The following is a 20,463-nucleotide window of genomic DNA, read 5'->3' on the forward strand; positions in this document are numbered from 1 at the left end:
AGACTCGGCTTTGAAGAAACCGAAAGAGGAGTAGCACATGAACGCGTTGCGCCCCACCTTGCTTGCCGCCGCCCTGATGTTCTCAATGGCGGGTGGCCTGGCTTCCGCCCAGAACGCAGACACGCTGCCGCGCGCCAAGGTCACGCTGGTCGCCCCGCCGTTGGTTCACCCGCATGAGCAGGTGGCCAAGTCGGGACCCAAGGTTGTCGAATTCACCATGACCATCGAAGAAAAGAAGATGGTCATCGACAGCAAGGGCACCACGCTGCAGGCCATGACATTCAACGGATCCATGCCCGGCCCCACGATGGTCGTGCACGAGGGCGATTACGTGGAATTGACCCTGGTCAATCCCAAGTCCAATGCGATGCCGCATAACGTCGACTTCCACGCCGCCACGGGCGCCTTGGGCGGCGCCAAGCTGACCAACGTGAACCCCGGCGAACAAGCCACCATGCGTTTCAAGGCCGACCGCGCCGGCACCTTCGTCTATCACTGCGCGCCGGAAGGCATGGTGCCGTGGCATGTGGTGTCCGGCATGAGCGGCACGATCATGGTGTTGCCGCGCGAAGGCCTGAAGGACCCGCAAGGCAAGCCGCTCAAGTACGACCGCGTCTACACCATCGGCGAGTTCGACCTGTACATCCCCAAGGACGCCAACGGCAAGTACAAAGACTACGCGACCCTCGCTGAAAGCTATGGCGACACCGTGGAAGTCATGCGCAAGCTGACTCCGTCGCACATCGTCTTCAACGGCAAGGTTGGCGCCCTGACCGGCGACAACGCGCTTACCGCCAAGGTCGGCGAAACCGTGCTGCTGATCCATTCGCAAGCCAATCGCGACACGCGGCCCCACCTGATCGGCGGCCACGGCGACTGGGTCTGGGAAACCGGCAAGTTCAACAATCCGCCCGAAAAGGACCTGGAAACCTGGTTCATCCGCGGCGGTTCGGCTGGCGCGGCGCTGTACACGTTCAAGCAGCCGGGCGTGTATGCCTACCTGAACCACAACCTGATCGAAGCCTTTGAACTGGGCGCGGCCGGGCACATCAAGGTCGAGGGCAAGTGGAACGACGACCTGATGAAGCAGATCAAGGCGCCGGGCCCCATCCCGCAGTAATGCCCAGACGGCAGGGCGCGCGCCGCGCGTCCTGCCGGTTTGCCATCAACCCCACGCCTGGAATTGCTGCCATGCCTCTTATTGCTCGAATCGCCTTTGCCCTTGCGCTGACGGGACTGCCCGTGCAGCATGCCGCGGCCGACACGCTTGCCGCCGTCAATCCCGCCGGAGAAAAGCTCTATAAATCTGCCTGTGTGGTGTGTCATGCCAGCGGCGTGGCCAATGCCCCCAAGCTGGGCGACAAACAAGCCTGGACGCCGTTTCTGGCGCAAGGCACCGATGCGCTGATGGTCACCGTGCTGAAAGGCAAGGGCGCCATGCCGCCGCGCGGCGGCTCGGCGGCAGACGAGGCCACGCTGCGCGCCGCCGTGGAATACATGATGGCGGCAGCGAAGTAGCGCTCAATGGCTGGCGGCGCGCGCCGCTACAAGCGGCTGGCCGCCCGCCCTGCTAAACGCGGCGGGCCAGCAACGCCCACACGCCGGCGGCCGACATCAGCGCGCCGCCGCCCAGGTTGAAGCCGCGCTGCGCGCGCGGCGACACCAGCATCCGCCGGGCCGAGCCCGCAAAGATGGCGTAGGCCGCGGCATTGATGCCCGCGCAGGCCACAAAGGTGGCCGACAGCATCCACAACTGCCGCGTCACATCGCCCGCCGGATCGATGAACTGCGGCAGGAAGGCCACGAAGAAGATCATGCCCTTGGGGTTCAGCGCGGTCACCAGATACGTGTTGGCAAAGAGCTTCCAGCGCGAACCCACCGGCTTGGCGGCGGGCAGCGTGGCCGGCGACACGCCGGCGCGCAGCAGCCGGTAACCCAGATACAGCAGATACAGGCCGCCGACGGTCTTGACCACCGTGAACCAGAAGGCGGACGCGGCCAGCAGCGCGCCCAGGCCCAGCAGCGACAGCACCAGGGCGGTCGAATCGCCCAGCGCCACGGCCAGCACCAGCGGCAGGCGGGCGCGCTTGCCGTGGGTAAGCGAATAGCTGATCACGGTCAGGATGGTGGGGCCGGGCAGCATGACAAGCAGGGCCGAGGCGCCCAGGAAGGCCAGCCAGGTTTCGAGAGACATGGAAGGAACTCCGCAAGAGGGACCGGCGCGTGGGGCCGGCTGCGGCCAATGTATCCCAACCGGGCGGCCTGAGAACCAGGGCGGCGGGCATCCAAGACCCGGCAGTCCGCGACGCGGTGGTGTTAAATACAGCTTTCCCGGACAGTGAACGCCGGCCGCCAGGCCGCGCGAAGGAAACTCCATGGCATTTGACTTTGACCTGTTTGTGATCGGCGCGGGCTCGGGCGGCGTGCGCGCAGCCCGTTTTTCGGCCAGCTTCGGCGCGCGCGTGGCCGTGGCCGAAAGCCGCTACCTGGGCGGCACGTGTGTGAACGTGGGCTGCGTGCCCAAGAAGCTGCTGGTCTACGGCGCGCACTACAGCGAAGACTTCGAACAGGCGCATGGCTTTGGCTGGACCGCGGACGCGCCGAAGTTCGACTGGCCCACGCTGATCGCCAACAAGAACCGCGAGATCGAACGCCTGAACGGCATCTACCGCAATCTGCTGGTCAACAGCGGCGTGTCGCTGCTCGAAGGCCACGCGCGCATCGTCGACCCGAACACGGTCGACATCAACGGCAAGACCTACAGCGCCGCGCACATCCTGGTCGCGACCGGCGGCTGGCCGCTGGTGCCCGACATTCCGGGCAAGGAACACGCCATCACGTCCAACGAGGCCTTCTTCCTGAAAGACCTGCCGCGCCGCGTGCTGGTCGTGGGCGGCGGCTACATCGCCGTGGAATTCGCGTCCATCTTCAATGGCATGGGCGCGCAGACCATCCAGTCCTACCGCGGTCCGCTGTTCCTGCGCGGCTTTGACCTGGGCGTGCGCGAGCACCTGCGCGACGAACTGGTCAAGAAGGGCATCGACCTGCGCATGAACACCGAGGTCGCCCGCATCGACAAGCGCGCGGACGGCTCGCTGGCCGCCACCTGCAAGGACGGCGCCGTCATCGAGACCGATTGCGTGTTCTACGCCACGGGCCGCCGTCCGATGCTGGACAACCTGGGGCTGGAGAACACCGGCGTGAAGCTGCGCGAGGACGGCTTCATTGACGTGGATGACGAATATCGCACCGCGGAACCTTCCATCCTGGCCATCGGCGACGTGATCGGCCGCGTGCCGCTTACCCCGGTGGCGCTGGCCGAAGGCATGGCCGTTGCGCGCCGGCTGTTCCGCCCGCAGGAGTATCGCAAGGTCGACTACAAGCTGATCCCCACCGCCGTGTTCAGCCTGCCGAATATCGGCACCGTGGGCCTGACCACCGAAGAGGCGCGCGACGCCGGGTACGAGCTGCGGCTTTTCGAAAGCCGCTTCCGGCCCATGAAGCTGACGCTGACCGAGTCGCAGGAACGCACGCTGATGAAGGTGATCGTCGACGCGCAGACCGATCGCGTGCTGGGCGTGCACATGGTGGGCCCGGAGGCCGGCGAGATCGTGCAGGGGCTTGCCGTGGCGCTGAAGGCGGGCGCAACCAAGGCCGTCTTCGACGACACCATCGGCATCCATCCCACGGCGGCCGAAGAGTTCGTCACGATGCGCACGCCTGTCGCGCAGTAAGACGCGCGAACGCCTGACGCTACAGGCGTTCGATCATGACGCGCGCCGCCGCCGGCGCGCGTTCTTTTGCCCCATTGATGAAGTACGCAAAGACGTCCTGAACCTTGGCAGCCTTGGGAGGCTTGGCCGGCGCACCGATGTGCGGCAGGTCGTCCGGATGGTCGCCGCGCGACCAGGCCTGCAGGCGCTCTGCCCAGGCGTCCAGCGCCTTGGGCGCATATCCGGCCTTGTATCGGGGGCTGGCGCGCATCAGCCGCGCGTAGACAAAGTCGCCCGTCCGGTCGGCAATGGCGGGAAACTCGTCGCTGTCGGTGTAGACGGTCGCTGCGCGATGGCGGCGCGCCAGGTCCAGATATTCCTCGCAGGCAAAGCTGGCATGACGCACGTCCAGCGCATGCCGCAAGGGCAGTCCGTCCACCTTGTCCGGCAGCAATTCCAGGAAGGCCCCGAAGTCCTTTGGATCGAACTGCTTGGTCGGGGCAAACTGCCACACGATGGGGCCGAGCTTCGCGCCCAGTTCGGCGATGCCGCTTTTAATGAAGCGATCGATCGAGTCCCCCGCGCCCGCCAGCTCGCGCCGGTTGGTGCAATAGCGCGACGCCTTGAGCGAGAACACAAAATCCTCGGGCGTTTCGTCGCGCCACTTGGCAAACGTGGCAGGCTTTTGCGTGCCGTAGTAGGTGCCGTTGATCTCGATGGCCGTGACCTGCCGGCTGGCGTATTCCAGTTCGCGCGCGTGCGGCAGGTCGTCGGGATAGAAGACGCCGCCGCGCCACGGCTCGAAGGTCCAGCCGCCGATGCCAACGCGGATCGCGGCGGCCCGGCCCGCCGGGGACGGATGACGTTTCGGCATGGACTGCGCTCCACGAAAGGGGTCGAGCGGTCCACTGTATCGCCGGCGCGACTAGCCGCCAACCCCATCGGAAAATTCCGCTGTTCCGGTACAGTTTTCGGCTAAGGTGTGCATTCACGATCCGACTTTTGTCCGGCGCACGCCGGCTTCCCATGCCCGACCTGACACATCTGCTGACTTTCGCCCTGGTAGCGCTGGGCATGGTGCTCACACCCGGCCCCAACATGATCTACCTGGTGTCCCGCTCCATCTCGCAAGGGCCGCAGGCTGGCCTGATTTCGCTGGGCGGCGTGGCGGTCGGGTTCATCTTCTACGTCGCCTGTGCGGCGTTCGGCATCACCGCCTTGCTGATGGCCGTGCCCTACGCCTACGACGCGCTGCGCATCGGCGGGGCGCTCTACCTGCTCTACATGGCGTGGCAGGCGATCCGCCCGGGCGGCCGGTCACCGTTTCAGGTGCATGACCTGCCCAAAAGCAGCCCGCGGCAATTGTTCACGATGGGTCTCCTGACCAATTTGCTCAATCCCAAGATCGCGGTCATGTACGTGTCGCTGCTACCGCAATTCATTCAGCCCGATCACGGCAGCGTCTTCACCCAGTCGCTGGCGCTGGGCATGACGCAGGTCGTGATCAGCCTGTCCGTGAACGCGCTGATCGCGATCATGGCGGGTTCCATTGCCGGTTTCCTGGCGGGCCGCCCGCTGTGGATGGTGGTGCAGCGCTGGCTGATGGGCACGGTGCTGGCCGGCCTGGCGGTGCGCATGCTCGTGGATACGCGACGCTGATGCCGGCCCAGGACGGATTTTTCGCGACGCTGGGCGGCATGCTCGGCGAGGGCCTGCGCGCCATCGTTGCAGGAATCAAATGGCTCTTGGGCGGCCTGGGCGGCGCGCTGGCGGACTTCTACGCCGGCCTGGCCGGCGCGATGGGCATGAGCCCGTCGATCTTCAATCTGGTGCTGCTGGCGCTGGGCCTCATGTTCCTGTGGGGCGCGGTCAAGGCGCTGCTGCGGCGCTCGATTCTGGGGTTCCTTTTCTGGCTGTTCATGACGCTGCTGGTGCTCGGTGGGCTGGTGGACTAGCGGGCCCGCGGCACCGCCTTTGCCATCGCTTGGGCAACCTCTCGCAACCGCCGCACCATCGCTGGAAAGCGTTCCGCGCCGGTGTTGCCATAGCCGATCACCAGACCATTGTCCTCGGGGCGCGGCGTGAGCGCGAACGAAGACAGCGCGCCGGGATTCATGCCCAGCTTGCGCGCTTCGGCCACGATGGCCGTATCCGCATATTCGGACGGCAGCCGCACGGTCAGATGCAATCCGCAGTGTCCGCCCAGCACCTCGTGTTCGATCCCCAGATGCTGCGCCAGCGCTTCGCGCAGCGCCGACTGGCGTTCGCGGTACAGCCGCCGCATGCGGCCCAGGTGGCGCGAGAACTGGCCGTTTTCGATGAAGGCCGCCATGGTGAGCTGCTCCAGCCGGTGGCCGCCGCGCTGCATTTCGACGATGGACGGCATGGCCTCGCGCGCGATGGCCTCGGGCAGCACCAGAAAGCCCAGCCGCAGGGCGGGGAACATGGTCTTGCTGAATGTGCCCACGTACAGCACCGGGGCGTCCGGCAGCAGGCCCTGCATGGCGGCGATCGGTTCGCCCTGATGGCGGAATTCGCTGTCGTAGTCGTCTTCGATGATCCACGCGTGCGCGCGCCGCGCGCGTTCCAGCAGGTCGAGCCGGCGCGTCAGCGACAGCACCGCGCCGGTGGGGTACTGATGCGACGGGGTCGTCTGGATCAGGCGGGGCGGCTGGCGCGCCCAGGCGCTTTCGGGGATGACGATGCCGTCGGCATCCACGCGCATGGCCACGACATTCAGGTCGCCCGCATGAAAGGCGGCCTTGGCGCCGCGATACCCCGGGTCTTCCAGCCAGGCCGTGTCGCCGGGATTGGTCAGCAGTTGCACGCACAGCGCCAGCCCGCCCTGCGCGCCTTCCGTGATGACGATGCGCGAAGCGTCGCAATGCACGCCGCGCGATACGCGCAGGTATTGGGCGATGGCCTCGCGCAGCGCGGGCTCGCCGGCCGGATCGCCATAGCCCAGCGCGGCGGCCGGGGCGGCCTGCAGCGCGCGGTCCTGCGCGCGGCGCCAGGCATTCAGCGGGAATTGGGTCAGCGCGGGCGTGCCGGGCGTCATCGGCAGCGTGGCGTCCGCGGCATGGCGTGTGGAGACGATGCGGGCCAGGCGGCGGGCGGTCGCCGGGGCCTGTGTGGGGCTGGGCACGGCCTGGCGGGCGGCGTGGCGGGCCGCGGCCGACAGCGGCGCCACGCGCGTGCCCTGGCGGTCGGCGATCACGTAGCCCTCGGCCGTCAGTTGCTCGTAGGCGATCAGCACCGTGTTGCGCGAGATGGCCAGGTCCTCGGACAGTGCGCGGGACGACGGCAGCTTGCCGCCTGCCGGAAGCTGGCCCGCCAGGATGGCCTGCTTGAGCCGCTGGATGAGCTGGCGCTGGCGCGGCAGCGAACCCGGGCCGCGCGCAAGCGGACTGTACAGGAGTGAAGCATGGGCGGCGTCGCGCAAGGCAGAGTCGGTCATGGCCCTATTAAATTCCTGGTTCGTGGCGCTTTTTATGATGCCACGGTTCCGATATCGTGAGGCCCTGGGTGTTGCGCCCGCCACCGTCGGCGGCGCGCCCTGAACCGATCGCCGAGGCACCGCCCGCATGCAACCGCGCACCAACGATTTCCAGCAACCCATCGGCCCGGCGCTGCCCGGCTGGACGACGCGTCCGCGTCCGCCGCTCGCGCCCGCCGTCGGCCGCTATTGCCGTCTGGAGCCGCTGTCGGCCGAGCGCCACGCGGCAGACTTGTACCAGGCCTTCAGCCGGGCGCCCGACGACAGCGACTGGACCTACATGGGCGCCGGCCCCTTCGCGGACGAGGCCGCCTACCGGACGTTCGCCGACGCCGCGCAGTCCAGTCCGGACCCCATGCATCACGCCATCATCGACCTGGCCACGGGCCGCGCCGTCGGCACGCTGGCGCTGATGCGCATCGACGCGCCCAACGGCGTCATCGAGGTCGGCTTCGTGTCCTATTCGCGCCAGCTCAAGCGCACCCGCATCGCCACCGAAGCGCAGTTCCTGCTGATGCGCCGCGCCTTCGACGAGCTGGGCTACCGCCGCTATGAATGGAAGTGCGACAGCCTGAACGCGCCGTCGCGCGCCGCCGCGCTGCGACTGGGCTTCACCTTTGAAGGTATCTTCCGGCAGGCCACCGTCTACAAGGGCCGTAGCCGCGACACGGCGTGGTTCTCGATCATCGACAGCGAATGGCCCGCGCGGCGCGCGGCCTACGAGCGCTGGCTCAGCCCGGACAACTTCGACGCCGAGGGCAAGCAACGCCAGGGCCTGGCGGCGTTGATCGCGGCCGAAGCGGCCGCCGGCGCGGGCAACGATGTGGCCAGCAATCGGCGGGGCAACGGCGCAGGAGACCCGGCTGCGTGCGCCTGATTCCGGTGGCACTGGCCCTTTTCTGGGGGCTGAACTGGCCGGCGGTGAAGATCATTCTGTCCATCTTCCCGCCGTTCACCTTGCGCGTGCTCGGCCTGGGCAGCGGCGCGTTGCTGCTATTGCTGCTGGCGGGCGCCAAACGCTTGCCGCTGTTGCCGCCGCGCAGCGCGTGGCCCGGGATCGTGGTGGGCGGCGTCCTGGCCGTGGCCGTCTTCAACCTGGCCGTGGCGTGGGCGCAGCTCAGCACCAGCACGTCGCGCGCGGCGGTGCTGACCTTCACGATGCCGATGATGTCGGCGCTGCTTGCGTGGCTGGTGCTGGGGGAACGCCTGGATCGCCGTCGGGGGCTGGCGCTGCTGTTGGGCGCTTGCGGGGTGGCGGTGCTGGCCTGGCCGGTGCTGCAGGCGGTGTTCGCTGGCAACGATGTAGCCGCCGCCAAGGGGCTGGTGTTTCCGCTGGTGGCGGCGTTCGGGTGGGCGGCCGGCACCGTGTATCTCAAGCGCTGGCCCGTCGCGGGTGACCGCATCGTCATCACCGCGTGGCAGCTCGTCGTCGGCGCCAGCTGCGCATTGGCCGGCGCGCTGATCGCCGGCGAGTCCTTCCCCACGCGCGGCTGGACCGCCAGCGTCGCGGGGGCGCTCTCGTTTCACATCATCCTGGGCACCGCGGTGGCGTACTGGCTGTGGTTCGTGCTGAGCGAACGCGTCAGCGCCACCGTCGCCGCGCTGACCACGCTGATGGTGCCGGTCGTGGGCGTGCTGGGCGCGATGGCGCTGGTGGGCGACCGGCCGGCCCCGGCGGACTGGTGGGGCTTCGCCTTCGTCATGGCCGGGGCGGGGCTGATCGTCCTGAACCTGGGTCAGCGGCGCGCCTGACCGGCACCCTCGGGCGGCGACGGCATCCACGTGCCGTGCAGCCCAGCGGGCACGCGGCGCGGCAGTCGAACCTGCGCGACAGGACCGGCGGCCAGGTCGCGGGCGTCCAGCACGATGAACCGGCCCCCGGTGTCGTTTTCCGCATGCACGAAGCTCAGGATGTAGCCGTCCGCTTCGCCCGCGCCGGCCGGGTCGGCCGCAAACACCGGTTCGCACGCGGTCTGCCCGGCGGGCAGCCGGAACACGGACTTTTCACCCGTCTGCAGGTCGTAGCGGGCAAAGGCTTCGAAGGCGCCGGGCTGCGGCGTTTCACCCGGACGCGGGTCGCGCAGGCCGGCATAGCAGAAGCGGGCGCGCCGCCCGAGCCACGCATCGTTGACCCGGCCGAACTCGCAGGGCTGATCGTCCAGCATCTGATCGTCCACGCGTCCGCTGTCCAGATCGATGCGCAGCCGGTGCATTTCGAGCCGCTTGCGCGAGCTGGGTCCGTAGCCGTCGTGCCAGGGGAGCACCGCCTCGATCACGTTGCCGTCCACGCAGGCATTGGCGACGTGCCAGTTGAAGAAGGGATCCGCTTCGATCCACCGGATCTGCGCCGCGTCGTTGCAGTCCCGCGGCACGAGCAGCACGTGCGTGCCGCGTTGAGGCTCCCAGGCCGGCGCCGCGGGTCCGCGGCTGAAGTCGAACACCAGCGGGCAGACGAACGCGACCACGTGGGTGGCGGTCAGGCCGATGTCGTGGACCAGCGCCGGCCAGGGGGACGAGAAGGACACCTGGCGGTCCACCCGGCCGGTGGCGTCCAGCCGCATGTATTGCAGCGTGCCGGCCATGAGGTCGTAGTTGATCGCCAGCATTTCCCCGGTCAGCGGATCGACCTTGGGATGCGCCGAGAACGCGCCCGCGAGCTTGCCGTGGAACGTATTGGGACCCAGCGTGCCCAGCGCGTCGTTCACTTCGTAGGGGCATCCGCCTTCGTAGAGCGCGTGGATCCGCCCGGCGTGACGCAGCACGTTGGTGTTGGCCAGGTTGGCTTGCGGGGGCGGGCCGAACGTCGGGTTGTAAATGCGGTGGCCCGCGTCCCGTTCTTCCTGAAGTTCGGCGGTCAGCACCCAGCGGTTGCGGTAACGCGCGCGGCCGCTTTCCAGGTAGAGCGCGTGGATCATGCCCGTGCCGTCGGAAGGATAGGCGTAGCTTGGTCCCGGTTCGAATTGCGGGTTGGGGCCGTTGCGCATGAAGACGCCGGACAGGCCGGCGGGCAGGTCGCCTTCAATGGGCAGGTTCGCGTCGTCGCGTTCGTCAAAGACCGGTGCGAACGCACGGGTCAGGGCGGGGTTGTCGCTGTGCCAGGGTTGCATGGGGACTCCAGGCCGTGGCCCCGCGCCGGGAGGGGGGCGGCAAGCGTCCGGGGCGGCAAACGTCCGTTATATCCGCCCGGACCGCAGGGTGAAAGCCGAGTTAACCATGATGGCCAGTTCAACCCAAGATGGCCGAGTCAACCATGATGGCCAGTTCAACCACGAGACGCGCCGCCGCGCCGCCTGCGCAGCCGTTCCCGCACCATTTCCGCGCCGCTGACCAGCGTGATCCCGGCCAGCACCATCACCGCGCCGATCACGAATCCCGCATCCAGCGGCTCATCCAGGATCAGCACGCCAAAGCTCACGCCAAAGAGGGGTGTCATGAAGGACAGAATGGACAGGCGCGAGGCGAGATACCGGCGCAGCAGCCAGAACCAGACCAGATAACTGGACAGCGCCACCACCACCGACTGGAAGGCGACGCTCAGCACGGCGGCCTGGGTGTAGCGGATGCCGTGGTGGCCGGTCGCCACGGCGAAGGCCAGCAGCCCCACCGCGGCCACGGCCATCTGATAGAACAGCGTCTTGGCGGGGGCGGCCTCGGACAGCGCCGTCTTGCGGATCGCGACCGTGGTGGCGCCCCACAGCAACCCGGCCGCCAGCCCCATCGCGTCGCCCAGCAGCATGTTGCGGGCGCCCTCGTGGACGGCGGGTTCGCCGCCCTTGACCAGGAACGCGACCGCGATGCCGCAGAAGGCCAGCGCCACGCCTGCCCATTGCAGCGGTTTGAGGCGCTCTTCGGGCAGCAGCCAGTGCAAGCCGAGCGCCGCGAAGATGGGCGCGGTGTATAGAAACACCGCCATGTGCGAGGCCGTGGTGTAGACCAGACCCTGCGCGACGAACAGGAATTCGCCCGCGAACAGCAACCCCACGATCAGGCCGGGCAGGATGGTGCCGTCGGTGAACGCGCGCCCGCGCTCTGAACGCCACACCACCACCGCCAGTACCAGGGCCGCGAACGTCGAGCGCAGCCCGATCTGCATGATGGGGGCGATGTCATCGGCCACCAGCTTGATGGCAATCTGCTGAAAGCCCCAGCACACGCACAGCGCCAGCATGGCGCTGGTGGCCAGCGTGTCCAGGGGAAGGCGTTGCGGCCTTGCGGCGGCGACGCTCACGGCAGTTCGGCGGGGTAGCTGTCCAGCGCCAGCCCGATCTGCTGGCGCAGGTCCCATTCGGCCAGCGTGGATTGCACCGGTCCGTAGAAGGCGCCGTCGCGGGCGACGAACATGGCCGGCAGATGGAAGACCTCGTAGCGCTCGACCAGCCCGCGGTTGTCGCCGGCATCGATCCAGCAGATGCGCTCGACCGGCAGTTCAACGGCCGGAAGCTGCTCGCGCGCCACGCGGCAGGTGCCGCAGGTGCGGCTGTGAAAGACGATGAGCGACAGGCCGGGCGCGTCCAGCAGATAGCGGTCGGCGGTGCTGTCGTTGAGGGTTATCTGTTCCATGGTGTGAGGACTCTCAAGCGCCGCGCAGCACGCGATCCAGTTCCAGCACCGACTGATACAGCACGCGGGTGCCGTCCAGCAGTTGCGCCGGTTCGATCCATTCTTCAGGGCAGTGGCTGCGGCCGTTCAGGCAGGGGATGAAGATCATGCCGATGGGGCCCGTGGGCGCCATGTAGACGGCGTCGTGGCCGGCGCCGCTGGGCAGGCGCATCGACGCGTAGCCCAATTGGTCGGCGGCAGCCTTGACAGCGTCCATCACCAGGGGCGAACAGTCCGTGGGCTGCGCGCGGCTGAGCTGCGTGAAACCGGCGGTCAGGCGCAGCGCCTTCAGGTCGTCCGCCACGCCGGCCATCAGGGTTTCCGGAAAGGCATCGAGCACGGCGTTGCTGTCGCTGCGCATTTCCAGCGTCATCTCGACCCGGCCGGGCACCGCATTGGCCGCATTGGGCGTCATGGCCAGCCGGCCCACCGTGGCGACGACGTAGTGCGGATTGCCGCTGGCGGCGCTGGCCTGGCGGTGGGCGGCGTCGATGATGCGGGCCGCGCCCACCAGCGCGTCGCGCCGGATATCCATGGGCGTGGTGCCCGCGTGATCGGGTTGGCCCTCGACCACGATCTGCACGCGTCGGATGCCGACGATGTTGGTGACCACGCCGATCGGCAGGTTGCGGCTCTCGAGCACGGGGCCCTGTTCGATGTGCAGTTCGACGAAGGCAGCGGTTTCGCCCGCGCGGCGCAGCGGCGCATTCAGCGCCGCCGGATCGCCACCGATGCGGGCGATGCCCTGCGCCAGCGTCTCGCCCTGCGGATTGCGCGCGGCCAGCATGTCGGCGCTGAGCTGGCCGCACAGCGCGCGGCTGCCCACGCAGGAAATGCCGTAGTCGCTGGGTTCCTCGGACAGGAAGTCGATGACCTCGAAGGGATGGTCGAGGGTGATGCCGTGTTCCTGCATCGTGTGCGCGACCTCGATGCCTGCCAGCACGCCGATGATGCCGTCGAAGCGGCCGCCGCTCATGACGGTGTCGCAGTGCGAGCCGGTGGCGATCGGCTTGCGCGCGGCGTCGCGCCCGGCGCGCGTGCCGACCAGGTTGCCGCCCGCGTCCAGGCGCGTGGCCAGCCCCGCGGCTTCGAACTCGCTGCGCAGCCAGGCTCGCGCGTCATCGAACAGCGGCGAAAAGGCGCGGCGCGTCCAGGGCACGTCGGGCAGGGTGAATTTGGACAGGGTGTCGACGCGCGCCCAGAGGCGTTCGGCGTTCAGGGGAGGAAAGGCGGGCGGTGTGGCTTGCGGCATGAGACTTCCAGAAGATCGCCCTGGATTATGGCATCAATGCCATGGCGTCCATGCCGCGGCGCGCCGGGCCGCCGCCTACGTCGTTCGGCGCCAGGCTGGCTCGCGCTTTTCCAGGAAGGCGGTCACGCCTTCGCGCGCTTCCTCGGTGCTGCGGATGGCCGCGATGCGTTCGACCGAGTCGGCAATCAGGGTTGCATCCAGCGGCTGGCCTGCGAAGTCCCGCACCAGCCGCTTGCTGGCCTGCACGGCGCCCGGCCCGTTGGCGCACAAGGTGCGGCACAGCGCTTCGGCAGCCGCGAGCGCCAGCGCGGCGGGAACCACCTCGTGCACGAGCCCCAGCCGCAACGCGGTGGCGGCGTCAAAACGTTCCGCGGTCAGGAAGTACCGGTTGGCCGCGCGTTCGCCCATGGCTCGGATCACATAGGGGCTGATGGTGGCGGGCAGCAGGCCCAGCCGGGTTTCGGACAGGCAGAAGTGCGCGCTGTCCGCCGCCACCGCGATGTCGCAGGCGGCCACCAGCCCCATGCCGCCCGCGTAGGCGTCGCCGTTGACGCAGGCAACGATGGGCTTGGGGCAGGTCCAGACCGCGTGCAGCATGTCCGCCAGCCGCGTGGCGTCCTGGCGGTTGTCCGCGTCGGTCAGCGTGCCCATTTTGCGCATCCAGTTCAGGTCGCCGCCGGCGCAGAACGCCGTGCCCGCACCCGTCAACAGCAGGACCCGGACCTGGGCGTCGTCCACGGCCGTCTTGACCGCTGCCGTCAGCGCGGCGATCAGCGTCTCGTCGAACGCGTTGCGCATGTCCGGCCGGTTCAGCGTCAGGCGGGCGATTGGGCCGTCGAGGGCCAGGTCCAGCGGTGCGTTCGGCGTCATGCGCGGTCTCCAGTGTTATTGATGATGGCTCAATCGGCGTGGCCATTTTCCTGGCTGATTCTATGGGTAAAAGCGTGATTTCGCGATACTTCGTTTGGATATATTGAGTTATCCTCAACAAAAAATTCGGAGACAGACATGAGCCAGCATCAGGACAGCGCGACCGCCGGTCAGCGTTACGCATCGGTATTCCGGCCGGGATTGTTCGACGGCAAGACCGTCATGGTGACCGGCGGCGGCAGCGGCCTGGGCCGATGCACCGCGCATGAGCTGGCGGCGCTGGGGGCCCGTCTGGCGCTGGTGGGACGCAACCCCGACAAGCTGCGCGCCGTGGCCGAGGAAATCGCCGGCATCTACCCCGAAGCCGCCGGCCGCATCAGCCAGCATGCGTGCGACATCCGCGACGAGGCCGGCGTTCGCGGCGCCGTGGCCGATGCGCTGGCCGCGCACGGCGGGCTGGACGGCGTATTCAATTGCGCGGGCGGGCAGTTTCCCGCGCCGCTGGACCGGATCAGCTTGAACGGCTGGAATGCCGTGGTGCAGAACAACCTGCACGGGACGTTTCTGGTGTCGCGCGAGGTCTATACCCAGCACATGCGCCAGCACGGCGGCGCCATCGTCAACATGCTGGCCGACATCTGGGGAGGCATGCCGGGGATGGGGCATTCCGGCGCGGCGCGCGCGGGCGTGTGGAACCTGACCGAAACCGCTGCCTGCGAGTGGGCGCATGCCGGCGTGCGCGTGAACGCGGTGGCGCCGGGCTGGATCGCTTCCAGCGGCATGGACAGCTACGACGAACATTACCGCGGCGTGCTGCGCGAACTGAAGACCAAGGTCCCGCTGCAGCGTTTCGGCACCGAGGCCGAGCTGGCCGCGGCGGTGGTTTTCCTGTTGTCGCCCGCGGCGGCGTTCATCAATGGCAGCGTCATCCGCGTCGATGGCGGCGTGCCCAACGCGCGCCATTCCTGGAACCTGCAGCCGGCCGAGCGCGGCCTGGCCTACAACGGCTTTCCTCAGTACGTGCCGCCGTCGCTGTTTTCCGAAGATTGAAGGCGATGCAGCGCATTCTGGACTTCGCCCCGGAACTGCGCCAGCGCCAGCGCATCCTGGCGCGGCGGCTGCAAGGCCTGCCACAAAAAGCCCACCAGGTGGTCGGCGGTGGCCGCCACATCCACGCCCGTGCCGCGCAGCATCGCGTCCCACAGCACGTGTTCCATCGGCCCGTAGACCGCCGAGCGCAGCAGCCGCAGCGGCATGTCCTGGCGGATGTCGCCATCGGCCTGGCCTTGGGCCAGGATGCGCATCAGGGGCGCGGTGTAGCGGCGTTGCAGGCCGGCGTAGATCTCGCCAAAGTCGTCGTTGCGCGCGCGCCCTTCGGACAGGATGAACGCGCACAGGCCGGGACCCTCGGCCAGCAAATGGCGCAGGTGCGTATGGACCAGGTAATGCAGTTGGGCCCGCGTGCCATGGATATGCGGAAGATGGTCTTCCACCCGCGCGATGATTTCGTCGTACCAGTCGCTGATCACCCGCACGCAGAGTTCGCGCTTGCCGCCGAAGTAGGTAAAGACGGTGGCTTCCGAAACCCCCAGGCGCTGCGCGATCTCGGTGGTGGTGGCCGCCTGGAAGCCCGCTTCGGAGAACACCTGGCGCGCGACCCGCAGGATGTCGCGGATGCGTTGCTCGGACTTGGCGCTGGCCGGCGGGCGGCGCATCGGGACGGCTGGGCTATTTTCCATGCAGGCAAAAGGCGAAAAAGGGGCGGGCGGCCTGCCTGGCCGTCCGCGCGAGCGCCTATTATTGAGCGAGGGTCAACGCCGTGGCAAGGCGGGATGCAACCCGCCACCGCGGCTCCTTCATGGCAACAACCATAATCATCAAGAGACAACCATGCTGCATAGAGCAGATTCCTACGCGCAAGTCCTGTCCACGTTCCAGTGGCAGGTGCCCGCGGCCTACAACATCGGCGTCGACGTGTGCGACAAGTGGGCGGACGGCAGCGGCCGGCTGGCGCTGATCTTTGAAAAGAGCGATGGGGCGCAGACGCGCTACACGTTCGACCAGATCAAGTCGCAGTCGAACCAGCTGGCCAACAGCCTGGCGCGCTACGGCATCCACCGTGGCGACCGCGTGGCCATCTACCTGCCGCAGGCGCCTGAAACCGCCATCGCCCATGTCGCCGTCTACAAGATGGGCGCGGTGGCGGTGCCGCTTTTCACGCTGTTCGGGGTGGACGCCATCCAGTACCGGCTGGCCAACAGCGGGGCATCGGCGCTCATTACGGACGCCGAAGGCTGCCGCAAGCTGCTCGAGATCCGCGACAGCCTGCCGGATCTGAAAGTGATCTATTGCATCGACGGCGAGGCGGGGGGTATGGAAGGCCCGGCGGCCGCGGTCAATGCGCTGCCGTTTCAGCAAAGCCTGGCGCTGGAGGCTGACGCGTTCGACCCCGTGGCGACGGCGGCCGACGATCCGGCCGTCATCATCTACACCTCGGGCACCACCGGCAAGCCCAAGGGCGCGCTGCATGCGCACCGTGTGCTGCTGGGCCATCTGCCCGGCGTCGAGATGTCGCATGAATTCTTTCCGGAAAACGCCGTCCTGATGTGGACGCCGGCCGACTGGGCATGGATCGGCGGGCTGCTGGATGTGTTGTTGCCGTCCTGGCACCACGGTGTGCCCGTGCTGGCGCGTCGGTTCGAGAAATTCGACGGCGCCTCGGCGCTGGAGCTCATGGCACGCCACGGCGTCACGCACACCTTTTTGCCGCCCACCGCGCTGAAGATGATGCGCGGCTGCGAATGGCCCGGGGACGCCGGGCCGCGCACGCTGCGCTCGGTGGCCAGCGGCGGCGAATCGCTGGGCGCGGAACTCATCGACTGGGGCCGTCGGGTGCTGGGCGTGACCATCAACGAGTTCTACGGCCAGACCGAATGCAACATGATCGTGTCCTCGTGCTCGTCGCTGTTCGACCCTTGCCTGGGCGCCATCGGCCGCGCCGCGCCCGGTCACCGGGTCGCTATTGTGGATGACGCCGGGGCCGAGTTGGCCGATGGACAAGAGGGCAACATCGGCGTAATGCGCCCGGATCCGGTCATGTTCCTGGGGTACTGGAACAACCCGGCGGCGACGGCGGAAAAATTTGCCGGCGATTATCTTCTGACCGGCGATATCGGCGTGCGCGACGCGCAAGGTTTCATCCGGTTCGTGGGCCGCAACGACGACGTCATCACCAGCGCCGGCTACCGGATTGGTCCGGGCCCCATCGAAGACTGCCTGCTCGGGCATCCCGCCGTGCGCATGGCGGCGGTGGTGGGCATGCCGGACGCCGAACGCACGGAAATCGTGGTGGCGTATGTGGTGCTGAAAGAGGGGGTCGAAGGCGACGAGGCGCTGGTCAAGGCACTGCAGGCGCATGTCCGCACCCGGCTGGCCGCCCATGAATATCCGCGCACGATCCGGTTTGTAACCAGTTTGCCGACGACCGCGACGGGCAAGATTATCCGCCGGGAGTTGCGCGCCGGTTACCCGGGCTGAGCCGTCTCACCCGGTGACAATCTCCTCCATGTGGATGGGTTGACGGGTTGCCCGGCGCTGCAAGTATGATGGCGCAAACTGGATACGGCCCCACTCAATTGGGGCCGTATCACCTTTAGCCAAAGTATGGAGATAACCCCAATGAATAAGCCTTTGGACGGGGGACTGGCAGCCTTGAACGTGCCCGCGTACGTCAAGCACCGCGGACTGATCGACTGGGTTGCCAGTTTCGTCGCGCTGGCCAAGCCCGATCGCGTCGTGTGGTGCGATGGCTCGCAGGAAGAGTACGACCGCTTGTGCGAGCAGATGGTCCAGTCCGGCACCATGCGCCGGCTCAACCCCGCCAAGCGCCCCAATTCCTATCTCGCGTGGTCCGACCCGTCCGACGTGGCGCGGGTTGAAGACCGCACCTTCATCTGCTCGGACCGCGCCGAAGACGCCGGCCCCACCAACAACTGGGCCGACCCGGCCGAAATGCGCGACACGCTGAACGGCCTGTTCGACGGCGCCATGCGCGGCCGCACGCTGTACGTGGTGCCGTTCTCGATGGGCCCGCTGGGTTCGGACATCGCCCACATCGGCGTTGAACTGTCCGACAGCCCGTACGTGGCCGTGAACATGCGCATCATGACGCGCATGGGCAAGCAGGTGTATGACGTGCTGGGCACCGATGGCGACTTCGTGCCCTGCCTGCATTCGGTCGGCAAGCCGCTGGCCGAGGGCGAGGCCGACGTGGCCTGGCCGTGCAACCCCACCAAGTACATCGTGCACTTCCCCAAGACCCGCGAAATCTGGAGCTACGGCTCCGGCTACGGCGGCAACGCGCTGCTGGGCAAGAAGTGCTTTGCGCTGCGCATCGCATCCACGATGGGCCGCGACCAGGGCTGGCTGGCCGAACACATGCTGATCCTGGGCGTGACCTCGCCCAAGGGCCGCAAGTACCACGTCGCTGCCGCCTTCCCGTCGGCCTGCGGCAAGACCAACTTTGCCATGCTGATCCCGCCGCAAGGCATGGACGGCTGGAAAGTCACCACCATTGGCGACGACATCGCCTGGATCAAGCCCGGCCCGGACGGCCGCCTGCACGCCATCAACCCCGAGGCCGGCTACTTCGGCGTAGCCCCGGGCACCAGCGAGCAGACCAACTTCAACGCCATGGCCACGCTCAAGGCCAACGTCATCTTCACCAACGTCGCGCTGACCGACGACGGCGACGTCTGGTGGGAAGGCATGACCGACACGCCGCCGGCGCACCTGGTCGACTGGCAGGGCAAGGACTGGACGCCCGAGATCGCGCGCGAAACCGGCCGCAAGGCCGCGCACCCGAACGCGCGCTTCACCGCGCCCGCCTCGCAGTGCCCGTCCATCGACCCCGAGTGGGAAAACCCCAAGGGCGTGGTCATCGACGCGTTCATCTTCGGCGGACGCCGCTCCACCACCGTGCCGCTCGTCACCGAAGCGCGCAACTGGGTCGAAGGCGTCTACATGGCCGCCACGATGGGCTCCGAGACCACCGCCGCGGCCGCCGGCCAGCAAGGCGTGGTGCGCCGCGACCCGTTCGCCATGCTGCCGTTCTGCGGCTACAACATGAGCGACTACTTCGGCCACTGGCTCAATCTGGGCAAGCAGCTCGAAGCCGCCGGCGCGACCCTGCCGCGCATCTATTGCGTGAACTGGTTCCGCAAGGGTCCGGACGGCAAGTTCGTCTGGCCGGGCTTTGGCGACAACATGCGTGTGCTGCGCTGGATGCTGGGCCGCATCGACGGCCAATCCAAGGGCGTGGACCAGGTGTTCGGCGTGTCGCCCAGCTACCAGGACATCGACTGGACCGGCTTGGAATTCAGCCCGGACAAGTTCGAGCAAGTCATGTCGGTGGACGAAAACGCCTGGCGCGAAGAACTGGCGCTGCATCACGAGCTCTTCGGCCAGCTGTCGCAAGGCCTGCCCGACGAACTGCGCACCACCAAGACCGAGATCGAAGGCCGTCTGGCGGCCTGAGGCTGCTGGATCCTGTGGTCTGAACAAACCCGCTTGCTTTGCGCAGGCGGGTTTTTTTGCGTCCCGCGGGTTCAGCCCGGGGGTTTAAGCCGTCTTGCTGGCCGCGATCCCGTCCAGCCCCTTGGCCACGTCATCCGGCAATTGCAGCGACGCGGCTGCCAGGTTTTCGCGCAGGTGTTTCGGGGACGACGTCCCGGGAATCAGCAGGATGTTGGGCGATCGGCGCAGCAGCCAGGCCAGCGCCGTCTGCATCGGCGTCGCGCCGATCCGCGCCGCGGCGTCGTTCAGGATGGACGACTGCAACGGGCTGAAGCCGCCCAACGGAAAGAACGGCACATAGGGAATGCCTTCGCGCGCCAGGTCGTCGATCAGCGCGTCGTCGCCCCGGTGCGCGACGTTGTACTGGTTCTGCACGCACACGATCTCGCAGATGCCGCGGCCCTGCGCCACCTGCGCGGGCGTCACGTTGCTCAGCCCGATGTGCCGGATCAGCCCTTGCTGCTGCAGGCCGGCCAGCACGGACAGCGGTTCCTCGATGGAGCCTTCCGCCGGACCATGCACGTCGAACATGGCGCGCAGGTTGACCACGTCCAGCACGTCCCGTCCCAGGTTGCGCAGGTTGTCGTGCACCGCGCGGGTCAGCTGTTCGGCCGAGAACGCGGGATTCCAGGACGCATCGTCGCCGCGCACCGCGCCCACCTTGGTCACGATCACCAGGTCATCGGAATAGGGGGCCAGTGCCTCGCGAATCAGCTGGTTGGTGATGTGCGGGCCGTAGAAATCGCTGGTGTCGATGTGGTTGACGCCCGCGGCCACGGCCTCGCGCAGGACGGCCAGCGCGGCGTCGCGATCCTTGGGCGGCCCGAAGACGCCGGGGCCGGCAAGCTGCATGGCGCCGTAGCCAAGCCGATAAACCTGGCGCGAGCCGAGCGCGTAGGTGCCGCTGTCTGCAAGTTGAGTCATGTCTGATCCTGTTTTCGATGAAAGGGAGGCATGGG

The 20,463-nt window shown here is 67.7% G+C and carries 20 protein-coding genes; 10 read left to right on the plus strand and 10 right to left on the minus strand.

What is annotated here, in order from left to right; all coding sequences use genetic code 11:
- Nucleotides 1-37 precede the first annotated feature (37 nt).
- The gene (nirK, locus tag KVT32_RS06490) at nt 38-1,120 is read left to right on the plus strand and encodes a copper-containing nitrite reductase (protein WP_062841822.1); all 1,083 of its coding nucleotides are present in this window, start codon (nt 38-40) and stop codon (nt 1,118-1,120) included.
- 71 nt (nt 1,121-1,191) lie between these two features.
- The gene (locus tag KVT32_RS06495; RefSeq protein ID WP_142049457.1) at nt 1,192-1,518 is read left to right on the plus strand and encodes a cytochrome c5 family protein; all 327 of its coding nucleotides are present in this window, start codon (nt 1,192-1,194) and stop codon (nt 1,516-1,518) included.
- A 52-nt stretch (nt 1,519-1,570) separates the two neighbouring features.
- Here the strand turns inward: KVT32_RS06495 and KVT32_RS06500 are convergent, their stop codons facing one another.
- Nucleotides 1,571-2,194: a LysE family translocator gene (locus KVT32_RS06500; RefSeq protein ID WP_108696702.1), complete on the minus strand. Its 624-nt coding sequence runs from the start codon at nt 2,192-2,194 to the stop codon at nt 1,571-1,573.
- Nucleotides 2,195-2,375: 181 nt separating this feature from the next.
- On the opposite strand from KVT32_RS06500, the gene gorA reads away from it, so the two are divergent.
- The gene (gene gorA, locus KVT32_RS06505) at nt 2,376-3,734 is read left to right on the plus strand and encodes a glutathione-disulfide reductase (protein WP_175156720.1); all 1,359 of its coding nucleotides are present in this window, start codon (nt 2,376-2,378) and stop codon (nt 3,732-3,734) included.
- 19 nt (nt 3,735-3,753) lie between these two features.
- On the opposite strand, the gene KVT32_RS06510 is transcribed toward gorA, so the two are convergent.
- The gene (locus KVT32_RS06510) at nt 3,754-4,587 is read right to left on the minus strand and encodes a DUF72 domain-containing protein (RefSeq protein WP_152384018.1); all 834 of its coding nucleotides are present in this window, start codon (nt 4,585-4,587) and stop codon (nt 3,754-3,756) included.
- A 152-nt stretch (nt 4,588-4,739) separates the two neighbouring features.
- On the opposite strand from KVT32_RS06510, the gene KVT32_RS06515 reads away from it, so the two are divergent.
- Nucleotides 4,740-5,372 (plus strand): LysE family translocator, encoded by a 633-nt coding sequence (locus KVT32_RS06515; protein WP_056569853.1) that lies wholly within the window; start codon nt 4,740-4,742, stop codon nt 5,370-5,372.
- Entirely contained in the window at nt 5,372-5,668 is a 297-nt protein-coding gene (locus KVT32_RS06520) for a hypothetical protein (RefSeq protein ID WP_056316115.1), read from the plus strand. The genes KVT32_RS06515 and KVT32_RS06520 overlap by 1 nt, the downstream gene beginning before the upstream one ends.
- On the opposite strand, the gene KVT32_RS06525 is transcribed toward KVT32_RS06520, so the two are convergent.
- The gene (locus KVT32_RS06525; protein WP_217617855.1) at nt 5,665-7,170 is read right to left on the minus strand and encodes a PLP-dependent aminotransferase family protein; all 1,506 of its coding nucleotides are present in this window, start codon (nt 7,168-7,170) and stop codon (nt 5,665-5,667) included. The genes KVT32_RS06520 and KVT32_RS06525 overlap by 4 nt on opposite strands.
- A 127-nt stretch (nt 7,171-7,297) precedes the next feature.
- Between KVT32_RS06525 and KVT32_RS06530 the strand changes: the two genes are divergently transcribed.
- Together KVT32_RS06530 and KVT32_RS06535 are read left to right on the plus strand one after the other, a co-directional pair.
- Entirely contained in the window at nt 7,298-8,086 is a 789-nt protein-coding gene (locus tag KVT32_RS06530) for a GNAT family N-acetyltransferase (RefSeq protein WP_217617856.1), read from the plus strand.
- Entirely contained in the window at nt 8,077-8,961 is an 885-nt protein-coding gene (locus tag KVT32_RS06535; protein ID WP_056316119.1) for a DMT family transporter, read from the plus strand. The genes KVT32_RS06530 and KVT32_RS06535 overlap by 10 nt, the downstream gene beginning before the upstream one ends.
- Here KVT32_RS06535 and KVT32_RS06540 read toward each other — a convergent pair.
- From KVT32_RS06540 to KVT32_RS06560, 5 genes are all read right to left on the minus strand, one after another.
- On the minus strand, nt 8,946-10,316 hold the full coding sequence (locus KVT32_RS06540; RefSeq protein ID WP_217617857.1) for a carotenoid oxygenase family protein: 1,371 nt from the start codon (nt 10,314-10,316) through the stop codon (nt 8,946-8,948). The genes KVT32_RS06535 and KVT32_RS06540 overlap by 16 nt on opposite strands.
- Before the next feature lie 155 nt (nt 10,317-10,471).
- Nucleotides 10,472-11,377, minus strand: a complete 906-nt coding sequence (locus KVT32_RS06545; protein ID WP_217617927.1) for a DMT family transporter — start codon at nt 11,375-11,377, stop codon at nt 10,472-10,474.
- 56 nt (nt 11,378-11,433) lie between these two features.
- Entirely contained in the window at nt 11,434-11,769 is a 336-nt protein-coding gene (locus tag KVT32_RS06550) for a co-chaperone YbbN (RefSeq protein WP_062841814.1), read from the minus strand.
- A gap of 13 nt (nt 11,770-11,782) precedes the next feature.
- Nucleotides 11,783-13,060 carry a Zn-dependent hydrolase gene (locus tag KVT32_RS06555; RefSeq protein WP_152384024.1) on the minus strand — a complete coding sequence of 426 codons (1,278 nt, stop codon included), beginning with the start codon at nt 13,058-13,060 and terminating at the stop codon, nt 11,783-11,785.
- A 75-nt stretch (nt 13,061-13,135) separates the two neighbouring features.
- Nucleotides 13,136-13,930, minus strand: coding sequence for an enoyl-CoA hydratase/isomerase family protein (locus KVT32_RS06560; protein WP_217617858.1), 795 nt, complete (start codon nt 13,928-13,930; stop codon nt 13,136-13,138).
- Nucleotides 13,931-14,068: 138 nt separating this feature from the next.
- On the opposite strand from KVT32_RS06560, the gene KVT32_RS06565 reads away from it, so the two are divergent.
- Nucleotides 14,069-14,980, plus strand: coding sequence for an SDR family oxidoreductase (locus KVT32_RS06565; RefSeq protein ID WP_217617859.1), 912 nt, complete (start codon nt 14,069-14,071; stop codon nt 14,978-14,980).
- Here the strand turns inward: KVT32_RS06565 and KVT32_RS06570 are convergent.
- Entirely contained in the window at nt 14,944-15,669 is a 726-nt protein-coding gene (locus KVT32_RS06570) for a TetR/AcrR family transcriptional regulator (protein ID WP_056316137.1), read from the minus strand. The genes KVT32_RS06565 and KVT32_RS06570 overlap by 37 nt on opposite strands.
- 151 nt (nt 15,670-15,820) lie before the next feature.
- On the opposite strand from KVT32_RS06570, the gene KVT32_RS06575 reads away from it, so the two are divergent.
- Nucleotides 15,821-17,467: an acyl-CoA synthetase gene (locus KVT32_RS06575; protein WP_152384027.1), complete on the plus strand. Its 1,647-nt coding sequence runs from the start codon at nt 15,821-15,823 to the stop codon at nt 17,465-17,467.
- A 141-nt stretch (nt 17,468-17,608) separates the two neighbouring features.
- Nucleotides 17,609-19,465, plus strand: coding sequence for a phosphoenolpyruvate carboxykinase (GTP) (locus tag KVT32_RS06580; protein WP_056316142.1), 1,857 nt, complete (start codon nt 17,609-17,611; stop codon nt 19,463-19,465).
- Nucleotides 19,466-19,549: 84 nt separating this feature from the next.
- On the opposite strand, the gene KVT32_RS06585 is transcribed toward KVT32_RS06580, so the two are convergent.
- Nucleotides 19,550-20,428: an aldo/keto reductase family oxidoreductase gene (locus tag KVT32_RS06585; RefSeq protein ID WP_152384028.1), complete on the minus strand. Its 879-nt coding sequence runs from the start codon at nt 20,426-20,428 to the stop codon at nt 19,550-19,552.
- Nucleotides 20,429-20,463 lie beyond the last annotated feature (35 nt).

This window comes from Achromobacter sp. GbtcB20, from assembly GCF_019091095.1.
In the GTDB taxonomy this organism is placed as follows: Bacteria; Pseudomonadota; Gammaproteobacteria; order Burkholderiales; family Burkholderiaceae_B; genus Achromobacter; species Achromobacter mucicolens.